The organism is Galbibacter kalidii (assembly GCF_026241135.1).
GTDB lineage: Bacteria > Bacteroidota > Bacteroidia > Flavobacteriales > Flavobacteriaceae > Galbibacter.
Map to the genome: position 1 here is coordinate 179,581 of NZ_JAPFGA010000005.1, position 16,333 is coordinate 195,913.

General features: G+C 39.2%; 13 protein-coding genes. All 13 read right to left on the reverse strand.

The window, feature by feature from the left end:
* Positions 1-313 precede the first annotated feature (313 nt).
* A complete protein-coding gene (locus OOZ15_RS07580; protein WP_265955500.1) occupies positions 314-2,440 on the reverse strand; it encodes a Tex family protein in 2,127 nt (708 codons plus the stop codon).
* An 824-nt stretch (positions 2,441-3,264) separates the two neighbouring features.
* Complete coding sequence (locus tag OOZ15_RS07585) at positions 3,265-3,627, reverse strand: VOC family protein (RefSeq protein WP_265955501.1); 363 nt, start codon at positions 3,625-3,627, stop codon at positions 3,265-3,267.
* 24 nt (positions 3,628-3,651) lie between these two features.
* Positions 3,652-4,425, reverse strand: a complete 774-nt coding sequence (locus tag OOZ15_RS07590; protein ID WP_265955503.1) for a hypothetical protein — start codon at positions 4,423-4,425, stop codon at positions 3,652-3,654.
* A 67-nt stretch (positions 4,426-4,492) separates the two neighbouring features.
* Entirely contained in the window at positions 4,493-5,386 is an 894-nt protein-coding gene (locus tag OOZ15_RS07595; protein WP_265955521.1) for a hypothetical protein, read from the reverse strand.
* Between the two features lie 29 nt (positions 5,387-5,415).
* Complete coding sequence (locus tag OOZ15_RS07600) at positions 5,416-7,128, reverse strand: SusD/RagB family nutrient-binding outer membrane lipoprotein (RefSeq protein ID WP_265955522.1); 1,713 nt, start codon at positions 7,126-7,128, stop codon at positions 5,416-5,418.
* 24 nt (positions 7,129-7,152) lie between these two features.
* Positions 7,153-10,395: a SusC/RagA family TonB-linked outer membrane protein gene (locus OOZ15_RS07605; RefSeq protein ID WP_323053822.1), complete on the reverse strand. Its 3,243-nt coding sequence runs from the start codon at positions 10,393-10,395 to the stop codon at positions 7,153-7,155.
* Positions 10,396-10,761: 366 nt separating this feature from the next.
* Positions 10,762-11,835, reverse strand: coding sequence for a sensor histidine kinase (locus tag OOZ15_RS07610; protein WP_265955523.1), 1,074 nt, complete (start codon positions 11,833-11,835; stop codon positions 10,762-10,764).
* Entirely contained in the window at positions 11,832-12,590 is a 759-nt protein-coding gene (locus OOZ15_RS07615; RefSeq protein WP_265955525.1) for a LytR/AlgR family response regulator transcription factor, read from the reverse strand. Before OOZ15_RS07615 ends, OOZ15_RS07610 begins: the two co-directional genes overlap by 4 nt.
* 20 nt (positions 12,591-12,610) lie before the next feature.
* Positions 12,611-13,537, reverse strand: coding sequence for a hypothetical protein (locus OOZ15_RS07620; protein WP_265955526.1), 927 nt, complete (start codon positions 13,535-13,537; stop codon positions 12,611-12,613).
* A gap of 11 nt (positions 13,538-13,548) precedes the next feature.
* Positions 13,549-14,058 (reverse strand): DinB family protein, encoded by a 510-nt coding sequence (locus OOZ15_RS07625; protein ID WP_265955528.1) that lies wholly within the window; start codon positions 14,056-14,058, stop codon positions 13,549-13,551.
* Positions 14,059-14,155: 97 nt separating this feature from the next.
* Positions 14,156-15,100, reverse strand: a complete 945-nt coding sequence (locus tag OOZ15_RS07630) for an alpha/beta fold hydrolase (RefSeq protein WP_265955530.1) — start codon at positions 15,098-15,100, stop codon at positions 14,156-14,158.
* A gap of 8 nt (positions 15,101-15,108) precedes the next feature.
* Positions 15,109-15,693: a hypothetical protein gene (locus tag OOZ15_RS07635; protein ID WP_265955532.1), complete on the reverse strand. Its 585-nt coding sequence runs from the start codon at positions 15,691-15,693 to the stop codon at positions 15,109-15,111.
* A 13-nt stretch (positions 15,694-15,706) separates the two neighbouring features.
* Positions 15,707-16,282, reverse strand: coding sequence for a DUF1579 family protein (locus OOZ15_RS07640; protein ID WP_265955534.1), 576 nt, complete (start codon positions 16,280-16,282; stop codon positions 15,707-15,709).
* Between the last annotated feature and the right edge of the window lie 51 nt (positions 16,283-16,333).

Genomic DNA, 16,333 nt, shown 5'->3' on the forward strand with positions numbered 1-16,333 from the left:
ATAAAGAAAATATTGAGAAATTAAAAAATACCATTCGCGAAATTAATGAAACAGGAGATCATTTAGTCTCGGAAAAAATATTTGAATTTAAGAGAGGGAAATTTGAACAGTGGAAATGAAAAGTTAATAAATGCTCTTATTACTAAAAACGAATTATATAAAATCGGCTTACTTCTGAAAGTACTTAGTTTAGTGTATGCTGATAGCAAATGGTTTGGGTTAGGCCATATTACCTTTTGCCAAAGCTGAGCTAGCACTCCTACAATTCATCAGAGGAGGTCATAATAGTTCACTTTAAAAAATATGCTTCTTACTAATCAATCATCGAAAGCTGAATCCGTTTTCTGGAAAGATCAACTTCAATGACTTTTACCATGACGTGCTGGTGTAGGTGTACTACAGCATTGACATCGCTTACAAATTCATTGGCGAGTTTAGAGATATGTGCCAATCCACTTTCTTTAATGCCTATATCTACAAAACACCCAAAATTGGTGATGTTGTTTACAATACCGGGTACTTTCATACCGGCATTGACATCTTCAATGGTCTTTAAAGCCGGATCGAACTCAAAAACTTTGACTTTCTTCCGTGGATCTAATCCCGGTTTTTCCAATTCTTTTACAATGTCGGTTAGTGTGGGAAGCCCGACGGTGTCGGTAGTATAATTATTGAGGTTTATTTGCTTTATAAGTTCTTTGTTGCCGATAAGTTTTTCTAAAGACACCTTTTGGTCTTTTGCCATCTGCTCAACAAGCTTATAACACTCAGGGTGCACTGCCGAATTATCCAAAGGATAATCGGCACCCGTAATTCTAAGAAATGCAGCACTTTGTTCAAATGCTTTGTTACCCAATCGGGGGACATTCAATAAATCCTTCCGCGATTGAATGCTTCCGTTTTCGGTGCGGTATTTTATGATGTTTTCTGCCAAGCCTGAACCAATACCAGAAACATAACTCAGCAGTGGAGCAGAGGCAGTGTTTACATTCACCCCAACACTATTTACACAACTCATGACCACCATATCCAGCTCTTCTTTGAGTTTGGTCTGATCCACATCGTGTTGATATTGCCCCACACCAATGCTTTTCGGATCTATTTTTACGAGCTCAGCCAGGGGATCAGCCAGACGGCGACCAATAGACACTGCCCCGCGTACGGTGACATCGTAATTTGGAAACTCGTCTCGTGCAATTTTAGATGCTGAATATACTGAAGCCCCGGCTTCATTCACTACAAAGACCTGTAAATCCCTGTCGAAGGCAATCTTTTTAATAAAAGCTTCCGTCTCCCTGGATGCTGTACCGTTACCAATGGCAATGACTTCAATTTTATGGGCACTGACCAGCGTTTTTATCTTCTTGATTGCTAGTCCTGTTTGTCTTTGGGGTGGATGTGGGTATATGTTTTCGTTGTATTTCAGGTCGCCATTCTCATCTAAACAAACCACTTTGCATCCACTTTTATATCCCGGGTCTATGGCAAGAATACGTTTTTCGCCCAGGGGAGCAGCCAAAAGCAACTGACGGAGATTATTAGAGAACACTTTAATGGCAGCTTCATCGGCATTGAATTTGGCCTCTTTTAGAGCTTCGTTGGAGATAGCCGGATCGAGCAGACGCTTGTAGGCATCTTCAATAGCTATAAAAACCTGATCGGTACTGCTTTGGATATCGGTTTTAATAATGATATTGTCAATAATGTCCAAGGAATCGTCTTTGTCAACTTCAATTTTAATACGAACAATGCCTTCATTCTCGGCACGCAGCATTGCCAATAAACGATGCGAAGGTGTTTTGGACAAAGGTTCACTCCAGTCAAAATACTGTTGAAATTTCTGGGCTTCTTCGGTATCTTTTTTATCCTTGACCACTTTGGTTTTTATAACAGCCTTTCTGGAATACAAACGGCGGAGTTTGTTACGTACCCACTGGTTTTCGTTTATCCATTCGGCCATAATATCGCGGGCACCCTGCAGTGCTTCTTCCACATTTTTCACTTTATCGTTCAGGTAGCGTTTGGCAGTTAGACCGACATCGTCATCATGCTGTTTCATGATGATCTTTGCCAGCGGTTCTAAACCTTTTTCCCTTGCTGTAGAGGCCTTGGTCTTTCTTTTCTTTTTGAACGGAAGGTAGAGATCCTCCAGTTGCGAAGCCGTTTCGCTTTGTTCAATTTTTTGTTGGAGTTCTGGTGTAAGCGCCTGTTGTTCTTCGATGGCTTTTAAGATGGTTTGTTTCCTTTTTTCAAGCTCTTCGAAGGTTTGTTGTAGCTTCGCAATAGTGGTTATCTGTACTTCATCAAGGTTTCCGGTCATTTCTTTCCGGTAACGAGAAATAAACGGAATGGTACTGTCTTCGTTGAGTAACTTTATAGTATTGATCACCCCTTTTTCGGGCAATTTGGAGTGCTTTATAATGTATTCTAATAGTTTCATATGAATTTGTTAATGTGTCAATGATATAGCTGGTTAAGAATTATGTTTTGTTAATCATCAATCAAAAATCGTTAATAATACAACCAACAACCATTATATCCAAGCACAAAAATGCTGAAATATTTAAAAGTAAACCTATTGTCCTGTACAAAAGAAATTCTATAGTGATAAAATTAATGGCTTTTTACTTTAATTTGATAAGACTTGACACAATTTTGAAGAGGGGAGGGAAATGCGTGAAAAGTATTTTTGGATGTTGCATGGTTTATATAGGACAGGAATATTTAAAAGTGAATGATGAAATATTTCTGTCATATGTCATTAACCTAAAAATAAAAAATCCAACCACTTTCGCGATTGGATTTTCTTGGTCGGGATGACAGGATGACTCCTGACTCTTATAACTTATTATATATCAGTAGATTGTTAAATTAAAAAACAATTTGTTATCCGATTTGTTGACGACAAAGTAAATGAACCTCCAAAGGAAATTGCTATCATTCCGGTAACGCAAATATAGTAGGATTAAAAAATCAAAACAATTTATAAGCCCCAAATTTACATAAACCTTTTTCCTGTAAGGTGTAACTCACGGATATTTTTTAGATAAATACACATTCTTTTCATACATGTATGGACTTATCTAGGGCTTAATCCGGATGCTAATAGGCAGAAACATACTCTTAAATATAACAATAAACAGGATTTTCAGAGTAGGCTAGAACCAATCAATTATTTTTACACTCTGTTGTAGCATGTTATTTACCTTTTCAAGACTCTTGAACCTCCATCAAACTCTCTGAAATACCTTCAATCTTGCCTGCTTACAAGTCTTCAACAAAGAATATAGAATTATTATTCAAATCATGAACCCCAAATTCGTTAGTTTTCCAAGCTGTTTTTAATCTTAATTTATCTCTCTTTGCAGTTCCCCTTTCCACTAATTCCTCAAAAATCGGCATTAAGTTCTTTAAGAAAATCTTTATTACCGAACCTCCGAGAAGTGGGTCGTCTTCTGTATCAGCATGCCACTGTAAATGGATACAGAGATTTTCTCTTCTCAAGACAGCATACATACTGTCTTTATGCAAAAGCTTAAATCCTACTTTTCTTTCGTACCAATCGACATCTCTGTCTATGTCTTGACTTGGCAAAACAGGTGATATTTCAAAGAATTTAGTTTTCATATTTTTTGATTTGTCCTTAATGTGCTACAAATGCAGTGTATTAACATGGGCTATCAGTTTAACCAATTCGTTTTTATCTTTTAGTTTAATTTTGTGTTGTTTTATATACTTTTTTATTTTGGGGCGTAGTGCAATATTAAAAACCTGCAACAGCTTTCTTTTTTTTACAGGTAGATGTATTTTGATATTATCGTGATGCTTTCCAATATAATATTCCGTTTCGTCAACAAATTTTGGCGGAATACTCTGTGCCAATGAGTTGGTTGATATTTTTCCTTCTTTAAATATTTTGGTCTTTTTAACGTATAGGCTGTACTGACTGCCCTCGGTTATTTTAAGTAGGTAACCGTTAAGCATTTGTTCTTTGTCGTTGCTATACGATGTATAGACGACGGGAACTCCCGAAATTGTACAATAAATATATTTGTCCTTTAGCAAGGCCTTGATCGATTCTTCTTTTAAGACCGTTCTTTTTAACTCTACTTCGTCGCTGTAGGCATTGTAGCGCAAAAAATGTTCTCCCATCAAAGAATCTTTATAAAACACTTTCCCTTTGGTAAAGGATTCGTTTAAATAAGGTGACCCATTGATGTTTTCTAATTCAAGAGTTTCACTTGTTTTGCCAAGACCCTGTACAAACATTTCAGAGAGGGCGGCCTCGGCAGCTGAGGTTGCATATTGGGTGTTGTCCAGTCGTTGACCATAGTTTTTTGATATTTGACTTGATGTCATGGTCGTAAAAAACAGTATCAGGCCTAAGACAAACCTTTGTTTTGAATATGGTGTTGAGGTTTTCATGTTCTATAAAATTTTTTAAACAAAAAGAGCCCCAGAAAGAGGCCCTTTTTAATTTTAAAGATCAACATTAATTTTTAGTCAAAGTAAACAATTGATCTGTAGCGAAGGGAACAAAATCCAATATCAAGTTAATATCGCCGGTACAGGTGCCTACCGTTCCAGAGCCTGACACAGTAACAGGTACTCCATAATCGAAAACTTCGTTAGCCATTGCTGTTACAGACCCATCGTCGGGGTTGATGGTTACTTCTATATAAGATGTATCAGTATTGTTGATAAACGGATTGTTGGTCGATAAAATCCTGAACGTATATGGGTCGTCGCCCTCAACAACAGGCACTTGGTCGCCCGGGGCGTAATCTGCCCAGGCATCGGCTGTTACGGTGTATGAGCCAGAAAATAATGAGGCGTCTGCCAACGCACAGAAAAACTGTACCCGGTACGCAAAGGGCGATTGAAAAAATTGCCCGCCAGTAATGTTAGGGTTGGCATCGCCTTGGGTGTAAGACCTACCATCGGTAAGCTTTAAATTCAACCTGATGTTAAATTGGTCTGTACTTTCAAAATCACCAGACTGTAGCCCCAAAGCACTTAGGGCTTCTGAGAAAGCCACTTCAATGTCTGCACGAGGTAGCTCTAACGGACCAGGGCTAAACTGTGAGGCCGGAATGGTTTTAACGAGCTCTTCTGAGCTGTTCCCGTCTGCGGCAATAAGCATGGCGTACACTTCAACTTCTTCAAGCAATGCACCATTTTCTTGATCTTGTTCTTCGACAGTAATAGACCACATGGAAGAAGTATCGTTAAAGTCGAAAGTTTGGTTGTTAACTGCTATGGTTCTTAAAAAGGCACCTCGTTCTACATTTTCGATTACATCATCTACTGTTTTATCTTCGGTACTACACGAACTTACAATCAATGCAACTACTGTCAATAAACTATATCTTATAATTTTTTTCATACTATTATATTTTAATTCCACAGTTAATATTAATTAGCAGCCGGCGGTTGAGCGTTACTATCCCAAAATACAGGTTGCGTCTGATCTGATTTTTGCTGTATGTTTGAATTTGTGGTAGCAGCAATTGCCGGATAATAGATTGACCTTACAAAAGTACCCGGTGATGGGGAACGATTGGGTTGTAAGGTTGTGGGGAAACCTGTTCTTCTGTAAAAGTTATAGGATTCTACACCATTACCATATGTAGCTATAAAGAACTGTTCAGCTAAAACATCCCATTTACCAGCTGTACTGGCCGCATCCCAATTGGCTGACACAGCGTCTATATAATCGCTTACATCAGTGGCTGAAGGTTCAAAAGAAAGGTCTGCTTCAGGATCTAATGCTCCAAATGACTGTACTTTTGTGATGGATTTTGAAATACCGTCCATCATCGCTGTTTTTGCAGGCAGAGTAGCACCATTGGCTAAAGCCATTTCAGCTTTCATAAAATCGACCCAAGCAGCGGTAAGTATTGGCGTTATACCGGCTCCTTGCCCTCCTGTAACAAGGCTAACACCTTCAAATCTATTGTCGTCAAACTTGCCACCCGCCGGATATACACCGTGTGCAGTTACATGAAACGCATCGGGATCGCGACCGTCGTTTTGCCCATGATCTCTACCCCAATAACCGTTAGGCAGGTTACAGAATACGTAACCCCCATCAATATAGTGTTGAGGAGCCTGTTGGGTAGAACACCTGATAAGTGACTGATCTGATGGTATTTCTTGTCCTGGTACAGCATTGACCTGTCTATAAAAGTAATACCTGATACGAGGATCGTCTGTGGTATCCATTAGGTTCATAAACCAATTGGATTGAAAATCAGCTACTCCTACACCGGTATAATTCAAACCATACCTAGGATGTCTCGAATCGGGGTTAGAAGCATTTGTCCCTGGCCATTGATACTCAAAATCATCGGAAGTATCTTGAATGTAATTCCCCGAATTTACAATAGCATTAAAGCTGGACATGGCGTTTGGGTCAACCAGTCTACGTTGTAAGTATATACGCATTTTGAGCGTATTAGCCGCTTTTACCCATTTTGAATAATCGTTGTCGTAAAAAACATCGAGCGCGGGTTCTGTGGATACTCCACCTGTGAAATTTGCAATGGCATTATCTAACAATACCAAGGCTGCATCATAAATATCGGCGCCACTGTCCAGGTTAGGATTAAGTATTGCCTCCTCACCTTGAAACGCTTCAGAATAAGGCACATCTCCAAAGAAATCAACTAGGGTAACCATAGTATATGCCTCTATAAACTGACCTATACCAATATGTCTTGTTTGTCCCGCCTCTTCTGCCAAGGGAGTCATCGTTCTAATGTCCTTGATAATGCCGGTATATGCATTTAGCCATTCGTCATCAAAATCAGTTGGCTGGAAGGTAGCGGCATAATTTTGAGAGTTCGTATTTGTCATTGCCATCATACGGGTAAGTTGGGCACCAAATATGGAAAACCCATCACCATTAACCGCTCCACCTGATGGCCAATTGTCATTAGGATCATTATCTGCATCACCTTCCAGTTGCCTTACAAAGTCTTCTTGAATGGAATTTAAAAAGAAATCAGTATTAGCACTTTCAGGGGTTAATGCGTTGGGATTTTGTGTTTTATCCAAGTCTGTTGTTTCACACGAGGTAAACAATGCCAAAACGGACAAAACCGCGATCATTATATGTTTTTTCATGATTATCATTTTTCAAATTTTTGATTAAAAAGTAGCTTTAACACTAAAACCGTATCGTCTTGAACTTGGCCCGTTCAAGAAATCAAAACCAAAGCCATTACCTACCCCTGTACCTGATGTATTTGGGTCAAATCGAGCTCCATCCGGAGTGTTTACAGCATCGTACCAGAGGTTGTTCCCAGATATTTTAAAGGACAGCTCTCCAAAAGGTGTTTTTTCCAAGATTTTTTTGGGTAATGAGTATCCAAGTGACAGTTCCTGTAACCTAATAGTAGTTGCATCATAAACCTGTAATTCACTCGGGCCAAACAGTACATTGGTAAAATAGAAATCTGAGTTATTGATTTGTATGCTGTTTGGTTGCCCGTCGGGGCCCAAACCATCAAGGATGTAAGTGGCCTCCCTGTTCAGGGTTTCGGGAATAAGCCCACGCCCCAAGAGGGTGGATATGGTACTGGAGTAGATATCGCCACCATGAACATAATTCAATTGAAAACCAAGCGAGAAATTTTTAAAAGAGAAAGAATTACTTAGGTTAGCCGTCCAATCGGGATTGGGGTCGCCTATTACTTGATCTTCCGGATCTTGCAGATAATTACCTTGTGCATCCACAAGATATTCTCCTGTATCAGGGTCTCTTGCAATAGCAGTACTGTATATAACACCCAGTGGTTCACCTACAATGGCTGCGTTACCTAAGTTGATAAATCCGGCATAAATAACCCTTTCTGTATCAAGGCCAAGGTCTGTTACTTCTGTTTCATATGTAGTAAAATTCATATTAGTGTTCCAGTTAAAACCATCGCTTTCACTCTTTATTAAGTTTAGGCCTAAATCAGCTTCGAGCCCTCTACCCTGTATTTCACCAACATTGGTTTCTGTGCTTGAATATCCTGTTGAAGGATCCAAAGGTCGACTTACAATTAAGTCGTTAGTAATTCTTTTGTAAAGTGATAAATCCAACGTAATCCTGTTGTCCCACAGAGCGGATTCCAGTCCTACTTCAATTTCGGAAACAGTTTCTGGTTTTAAATTCGGATTTCCCAATGCCTGTCCGGTAGTATTGGTAACCACATTACTACCACCTCTGTCTTGCAAATCCTGTGTGTTTAAGATTAAGGTAGAAGCGATGGGAAATGGATTAAATGTGTTAAACCCAGCTGAGGTACCGTATCCAGCCCGTAGTTTTAAATAGTTAATCCCTTTATCTGATTTTAAACCTTCAAATACTTTAGTAGGGATAAAGGATATACTGGCACTCGGGTAGAAGATTGAACGGTTGTCAACCGAGAAGTTTGACACCCAATCGTTTCTCCCCGCTAAGGTAAGGTACAAGTACCCGTTGTAATCAAAATCAAACTGACCATACACTCCTGCAATGTTTCTTTCAGTAAACAACTCAATTTCATCTTGATTTAAGAAATTGAAATGTTTTAATACACCAAACACCTGTTGACCATCACTTGCAACACCGTTTTGCTCAAAAACCTCTCTTCTTGACGTTGCACCAACGTTAAACGAAAACCCTACGGCATCAGTCAAATCGTAATCGCCAGTAAACACTAAGTTGTGGTCCCAAATGGTATTGGTATTGTTCCAAGTGGAATATATACCACTGGCTAATCTGGCATCGCCGCTGTTGCTGTTTATACCGCCTTTGTTTTGGTAGTTTACGTTTGCTTCGTTATACACGTCAATTCCAGCCCTATAGGTCAAGTTTAAGTTGTCTGTAATACTATAGTTGATGCTGGATTGCCCAAACACCCGATTGGTTAATTGGTTGGAGCCTGCATTGTGTATAGTCCATAAGGGATGTTGAATCGAGTTGTCCTGACGGTAGTAAACACTACCTCCCGTTACGGGATGTTCATAGGGCAACGACTGGATGTCGATACTTCTGGGGGTAAACCACAGATCGCCAAAAATAGACGAGCCGGCTGCTGTTGCTCCATTACCTTGACTTAATGCTACTGGTGGAGAGACAAAATCTGTTCTGGAAAAGTTTAAGGTTCCATTGATGGTAAAACTATTGCTTAACTCCGCATTACCACCTACTGAAAGTGTGTTTCTTGTTAAGGAATTCCCCGGGGTAAACCCTTCGTCATTTAAGTGACTATAGTTAGCATTATACGATATTTTTCCATTGTCTGATGAACCTTTAGCGTTGATCGAAGTACTTAAAACAGTACCCATTCTAAAAAAATCTTCTACACTGTTGTACGGCTGCCACTTATAGCGTACTCCCTGAAATTCAGGAAAGGCCTGAGGAATTCCTGTAGCCGCCGCCGCGGTTGAATAGGGGTGTGGTAAAGTTGCATTTCCGTCAATGGCAGGATCATTGCCGTAACCGGCCACCCCTTCTTCTTCAAATTTTGGTCCATAATTACTGAAGAACCAACCAAAGGCTTGGTCAAATCCGTTACCATATTCGTTTTGATAGTCCGGCAAGGAAGCTATTTCATTAAAAAATACTGAACTGTTGATTGTGATTTCAGATTTTTTAGCTCCTTTTTTTGCAGAACCAGATTTTGTAGTAATTAAAATAACTCCGTTTTTACCTTGCGATCCATATAATGTTGCAGCAGCAAGGCCTTTTAAAACGTTCACGCTTTCTATATTGTTAGGATCCAAATCCAAAAACCGGCTTGATCCATTGTTTCCGTCAATAAAATTACCTTGTGCGTTGGTATCCCCACTAAACGGCACACCATCTACTATAAACAATGCTTGATTGCTGGTACTAAACGAGTTAAGTCCTCGAATAATAATGTTGGTCCCAGACCCCGACAAACCACTTTGTTGGTTTATTTGTACCCCGGAAGCCTTGCCTGTAAGAACACGAGCAATATCACCTTCCGCACGTTGTTCAATGCTTTCAGATGTAACTTCTGAAACAGCATATCCCAATGCTTGCTTTTCTTTTTGAATACCTAAAGCTGTTACTACAACTTCGCCCAAAGCTTGGGCGTCTTCTTGCATTTGAATGTTAATAATGTTATCGGAACCCACAACTCGTTCGACACTTGTTAACCCAATGTACGAATACACCAAGGTTGAGCCAACAGCTGTGTTGATACTATAATTCCCTTCAAAATCTGTTTGGGTACCCCCTGTAGTACCCTTAATAATAATGTTTACACCAGGCAAGGTCAGACCTTCACTATCTGTAACCACACCAGTAATTTCTTTTTCTTGTGCAAACCCATAATACGACATGAATAGAAGTTGCACGGAAAAGAACAGTTTCACTATTGTTCCCATCTTCATATAAATTAGTTTTTAGTTAACAAATCAAATGTAGTTTCTTATACTGCTTTATCGGATATAATGATGTGGATCGGCTGTATTTAGAAGTCAACACCCTATTTTATGAATTAAAAAAAACAGGTTTTTGAAAAAAAAGCAGTACTCACGAGTACTGCTTTTTTGGCTAATCTCAAATAATTGTCATAATGAGATCAAAGTTTAGTGGAACCTTGAACAACTATTTGTTAACCCAAATGTAAAACGGAAACATACTTGTTTGTGGTAAAATGATGCCAACCAAACTAAATTTGATGTGAATGGCTTTTTTTTGATATAAAGTGAAAAAGATTATTTTTAAAGCGAAGACCATTTTCACTTTTCGAACCTTCAGGTTTTGCTGGGAATGACGATTTCCGTTTTCACGCCGCCGTCAACATTTTTTATTTCCAACGAAAAATCTTCTTTATAATAGGCCTGCAAGCGGTTGTGAACATTGCTGAGTCCAAAGCCGGAAAACCCCTTTAAACCGGTATTGGGCATCTTTTTTCCATCGTTTTCAACTACAATATGGGTTTTGTCCACCTTGTTGAATATGCTTAATTTTATTTTCAACAGGCTGTGCTTTAACGAATAGCCGTGCTTGATGGAATTTTCAATTAAAGGTTGTACGAGCATCCCGGGGATTTTTACCTGATGGGTATCGGGATCTATTTGTGTTTCTATCTTTAAATCGTCGCGGAAGCGTTTTAAGATTAGCGCCATATAATCTTCCAAAATGGTCATTTCCTTTTCTACAGTAATCATTTCAAAATTGCGCATTTCAAGTACTTTTCTTAAAAAACTACTCAAATCAGCCACCATGTTTTGGGCCCCTACTTGGTTTTGGGTTATCAAGCTGGATATGCTATTGAGCGTATTGAAGAGAAAATGAGGCTCCAATTGTGATTCCAAGACTTTTATTTTGGATTGCAACAAGGTGTTCTCCAAGGCTTCGGCTCGGGCTGTTTCTTCTTTTATTTTCCTAAGGTGGAAATAATTATAGGTAATTAGGGCGATGCTGGTATAAATTAAAATATTCAAATGAATGTTAAGCACAAAATAATACATAACACTTTCTAAGGCATATGGTTCGTTAGTTGGTATTACTAAAGGGGCAATAACCCCGGCCAAAAACGAGAGTGTTAGAGCCAACAACAGGTGTATAGAAAAAATATACCGCCATTTAACTTCTTTTTCCAACAACCATTTTGTAAGCATCATAACAATGAGCATAAAACTTATCACAAATATCCAATCTATGGTATATACCGTGAACATTTCTCCAAAGGGAGGCATCTCACGCCCAGCGGATTTGAACATATAAAGGTGTCTGAGCACCATCAAAATACTGATGCCGAGATAGAATAGTGCTATTTTTTTAAACAACCCGGGTTCAAAATATTTATTGAATAGTCTCTTCATTCTTTTGCTCCTATTTTTTTTAAAAAGTCTGTTTTGTGCGATTTGCTTATCCTGAACACTTTGTTGTCTTTCATGCGGATGTCGGTTTCGTTAAAGCCCGAGTGTAAGAGTTCAGAAGCGAAATTTATATTGATAATGGTCGAACGGTGTATCCTATGGAATATGCTTGTATCCAAGTTTTTAATCAGGTTTTTTAAGGATTCGCGTATCACGTACTTTTTTTCATCATCGGTATAGATTTCAGCATAGTAACTTGAGGACAGTATGTACTTTATTTTTAATACATCAACAAACAGGGTTTTGTTGTTTTGGGTAATCAACAGTTTGTCGTTGCCTTTGGGCTTTTTTTCCAAAAGTGCCATGACGTCGTTCAGTTTTTGTTCGTAATTGTTGCTGAGTTTGGTTTTAAGGATGTCGAGGCATTCAAAAAAACGTTCGTTTTTAAAGGGTTTTAAAATGTAGTCTATGGCGTGGAGGTTAAAGGCCTGTACGGCGTACTCGTCGTATGCGGTAATAAAAACGATTATGGGCAAGGACTTAACGGTAAGGTGGTTTAGGGCCTCAATACCGTTCATGTCCTTTAAATGGATGTCCAAAAAAACGACCTGTGGTTGGGTGCTGTTAATGCACTTTATGGCTTCCTGCCCGCTTTTGCATTGCTCTACAAGTTCAAAATCGGGGTTGCCTTTTAACAAATCGGCAATGCGTTTTCGTGCCAGTTCTTCGTCGTCAACAAGTATGGTTTTGTATTTCATCGTTGTGTGTTGTATAGACGTTACAATGTAATGAATTTGTAATAAATCTTGCTCAATCCGTTTTCACCTGTGGCGATGTATTGCTGAAGTTCAGCCAAAGATTTTACTTTTTTGCCTTTAAGACTATTTCGCTTGCTTGTAAAGTACAACACCTTGTTCTGTTCGTCATAAAACGGGCAATATTCCATGTATTTTGTGTTTATTTGGTCGCCCAGATTAACGGCTTTTTGCCATTGTCCGGTTTTGTCTTTTTTGGCCATAAACAAATCACCACTGCCTTGTGCTCCTTTTGCATTGTACTTAGAATAGAGCAAAAACGATTCATCCTTTGAAATAAAGGCATTGAACTCATAACCCTGGCTGTTGATATGCTCACTTAGCAGAACGGGCGGTAAATATGTGCCATTTTGCCATTTACAAACATAAATATCGTCTTTGCCCATACCGTCGGGGGCTACTTTGGTGAGGTATAAATTGTTGTGTTCTGAAATGGTGGGGTAAAACTCGTCGCTTTCAGTATTTATAGGTGCACCCATGTTGACGGGCTTGGACCACGCTGCGGTTTTGTTTTCTCGGGTAACATACCAAATGTCAAAGTCTTTCTTTTTGTTTTTAGCTTCGTTAAGCGGACGGTCAGAAACAAAGTAAAGCGTGTTTTGATTGGGATGAAGAAAAGGCTCCATGTACATAAATTGATCAGAAAAAGGCATTAGTTGGGGTTCTGTCCAGGTTCCATTTTCTTTTTTTATATAGGCGATTTGCGAAACATTCTGCATGGGACTTTGTACGGAAAAATAGGCTTCGGTTTTATCTTGCGACATACAAAAGTCGCGTATGTTTATGTACGGTTCGAGACCGGTGTCGAACTGTTTTACTTGGGCTTTGTTTTGTCCAAAGGCAAAGGCTTGTAAAAAGCAAAGTGCGATTGTTGTAAAAGTGTTTTTCATGATATTAGTTATTACCAATTACCGGCATATTGTAGGTCTTCGCTGGTTAGGTACTTTAGATATTGATATTTGAGCCGGTTGATTTGCCTGATGTGAAAATAATCGTGCGCCAGCCAGTTGCACAAAAACATTTGGGCGGTCATATCGCCAAATTTTGAATGCTCGTAGGCGTTTTGCCAATTGACGTTTTTAAGGCTGTTCAGCCATTGCACGGATTGCTCCCGTTCATTTAAAAAACAGTTTAATTTTTGATTATAATCTTGTCCAATATAGTTCCTTAGTGTTACCCAACCCTGAGGGTTTATAGAGGGCAAAGGCGCAGTGGGTATTTCAAGCACATGCTTGGTTCTTGCCCTAAAATCTTCACGTTCTTCATCGTACAAATGGCATACTACTTCAAGTAGGCACCATTTTTCGGGGGTTGGTTTCCACAAAGCCATATCCTCGTCCACTACCGACAATAGGTCTTTAAAAACCGCCTTGTTTTTAGACAGTTGATTTATAATAGCTATGTAGTTCATTACATTTTTGTTTTAAATGATTTATTATTGATTGATGATGTTTCACAATTACTGTTGATGGTTGTGTTTTTTTGAAAATACTTTACTGTTAGGTGAACTATTCGATACTTTCCATAAAGGCATCAATTTCTTTAAAATATTGTTCAGGTTGATCTAACCAGCCGTAATGGCCACACGCATCGAGCAAAACCAAATTGGAATTTGGGAAAACATTATGGTTTTTTTTTGCCGTGCGTTCCTGTAAAATATCCTGTTTGCCCTGCATAATAAGGACGGGCTTTTCGAATGTTGAAAGCTCTTCAGACACATCATATCCAATCCTTCGTAAGTCATTCCAGATCAAGCCGTTGATTGTGGGGTTGCTCTGGGTCATGCGCTCTGCAATTTCTGGTATGTGCTTATCGTTGTACACATAGGCCGAGGCAAAAAATTCCCTTCGCTTTTTATCAGCATAGGTTGATGTATCTCCATTATTGATTTTGCTGATCCAGTAGTTAAGCGAGTCGCTTTCTGTGGGTGAAAGCTGTTGACTTATGTCGAAATAATCCAATAGTTCCAAATCCACCCCGCCAGAGGATGAAGCGATTATGCCAGATACACAATCGGGATGTTTTGACGTGTAATAATTAGCCATAATACCACCAAACGAATGGCCAAGGATTGTCCATTTTGAAAGGTTCAAATGTTTTCGCAGGGCCTCCATATCTTCCACCATGAAATCCATGGTCATATTGGTACTGTCTATGTCTGTCATTTTCGATTTTCCCGTACCGCGTTGGTCGTACAAAATCACCTGATAGCGCTGAGCCAGTTGCTTGGCCAGCTTTGTGAATCCCTTACTGCTAAAACCCGGTCCACCGTTGATGACCAAGAGCGGTTGGTCTGAGCCAAAAATTCGGTAATGGATATTGACACCTTTTGAAGGTGCAAAACCGGAATTTGAAACAGTTCTGAAATTTTCATTACTTTCCTGTGAAAAACTGTAGTTTCCAATGAGCAGGAAAAAAATTAGCGTAGATATAATTTGAACTTGTCGTTTCATGATTTTATTTAATCTCTTACAGTTCCTCTTAATAAACTTACTTTTGAATTAAACGGATTTCCCGACGACCTCCTGAACGAAGCTATCTGTCCGCAATGCCAGATACAATCAGCTATGGGACCGTTGATATAATTCCAAAACGGAAAAGTTTCGCCATTGCGCAATTCAATGGTGTAGGTTTCCAGGTCTTCTACATCACTTTTTCGCAATATTTCACTTGCTGTTTTTAAATTGTTGAGTACAATAGCTCTTTTTTCGTCAAACGACAGACCTTCTTTTGGGCGTTCCTCAGTTTGTTTGATTGAGTTTACGAGCATGGTAGTCATAAACAGGATGTGGTCTATGGTTTCCGTTACATTGCGGGTCTCTTTGCTTTGACTGTAAACCAAATCTTCTTTACGTAATCCCTCAGTCGCCCAGTAAAACCGGAAGCCCAGGCCGTCCACCATTCGCGAAGCCATACTGCCTGCGGTATAGGTGTCGGGATGATTGGGTAATTCCCGATAGGGTAAATTTTTCTGAGCATATACAGATGTACCGACCCCGGTTATTGTAATCATTATTGCAATAAAAATTTGAATTTGTTGTTTCATGGTTTTGTACATTCTATTTTTGTTTAGAGTACTTCATTTCCCAGAATTTTAACCAGCTTTGTCCTCCGTCCAAAGAAGTTTCTAAAAACCATAGAAAATGGTTGTCATCAATTTTCTCGAAAGTTGTTTTATCAATCAGTAATTTGCCTTTTCGCATTTGAGGTGAATAGAACACCAGCTTATTTTCTTCCCGGTGACCCTCTGAGGTAATTAAATTACCATGAGCTGAATCAACCATTGCAAGCTCCCATTTTTCCTCCCGATTGTCAAAAGAAAGAATTTGAATCCACTCCAGCTCTTTTCCGTCAATAGTGCCAGACCATTCTTCCTGAAAGACGCATCCGCCAATAATGGGTGTCCAAATTGATTTTCCAACGGATTCTTCCCATTGGTTGCCTGTAAAATCTACTCTTTGTTTAGATTCCACAAACCAATTTCCTTCCAGATACCCAAGTGTTTTATGCTCTGCCTGCAAACAGGGCGGATTATCGCCTTGTAAGTCGACCGTTTCCTGTGCTTGTACAGATGCACAGAACGCAGTTATTGTGAAAATCATTGTTGCAATAAAAATTTGAATTTGTTGTTTCATGGTTGTTGTTTTTATGAACCATTAAGATATTAAGAGCTATCTTAACTATTC

Coding starts and splice junctions, on each gene's coding strand:
- OOZ15_RS07580 (WP_265955500.1), bottom strand. CDS start 2,440: ATGAAACTATTAGAATACATTATAAAGCACTCCAAATTGCCCGAAAAA.
- OOZ15_RS07585 (WP_265955501.1), bottom strand. CDS start 3,627: ATGAAAACTAAATTCTTTGAAATATCACCTGTTTTGCCAAGTCAAGAC.
- OOZ15_RS07590 (WP_265955503.1), bottom strand. CDS start 4,425: ATGAAAACCTCAACACCATATTCAAAACAAAGGTTTGTCTTAGGCCTG.
- OOZ15_RS07595 (WP_265955521.1), bottom strand. CDS start 5,386: ATGAAAAAAATTATAAGATATAGTTTATTGACAGTAGTTGCATTGATT.
- OOZ15_RS07600 (WP_265955522.1), bottom strand. CDS start 7,128: ATGAAAAAACATATAATGATCGCGGTTTTGTCCGTTTTGGCATTGTTT.
- OOZ15_RS07605 (WP_323053822.1), bottom strand. CDS start 10,395: ATGAAGATGGGAACAATAGTGAAACTGTTCTTTTCCGTGCAACTTCTA.
- OOZ15_RS07610 (WP_265955523.1), bottom strand. CDS start 11,835: ATGAAGAGACTATTCAATAAATATTTTGAACCCGGGTTGTTTAAAAAA.
- OOZ15_RS07615 (WP_265955525.1), bottom strand. CDS start 12,590: ATGAAATACAAAACCATACTTGTTGACGACGAAGAACTGGCACGAAAA.
- OOZ15_RS07620 (WP_265955526.1), bottom strand. CDS start 13,537: ATGAAAAACACTTTTACAACAATCGCACTTTGCTTTTTACAAGCCTTT.
- OOZ15_RS07625 (WP_265955528.1), bottom strand. CDS start 14,058: ATGAACTACATAGCTATTATAAATCAACTGTCTAAAAACAAGGCGGTT.
- OOZ15_RS07630 (WP_265955530.1), bottom strand. CDS start 15,100: ATGAAACGACAAGTTCAAATTATATCTACGCTAATTTTTTTCCTGCTC.
- OOZ15_RS07635 (WP_265955532.1), bottom strand. CDS start 15,693: ATGAAACAACAAATTCAAATTTTTATTGCAATAATGATTACAATAACC.
- OOZ15_RS07640 (WP_265955534.1), bottom strand. CDS start 16,282: ATGAAACAACAAATTCAAATTTTTATTGCAACAATGATTTTCACAATA.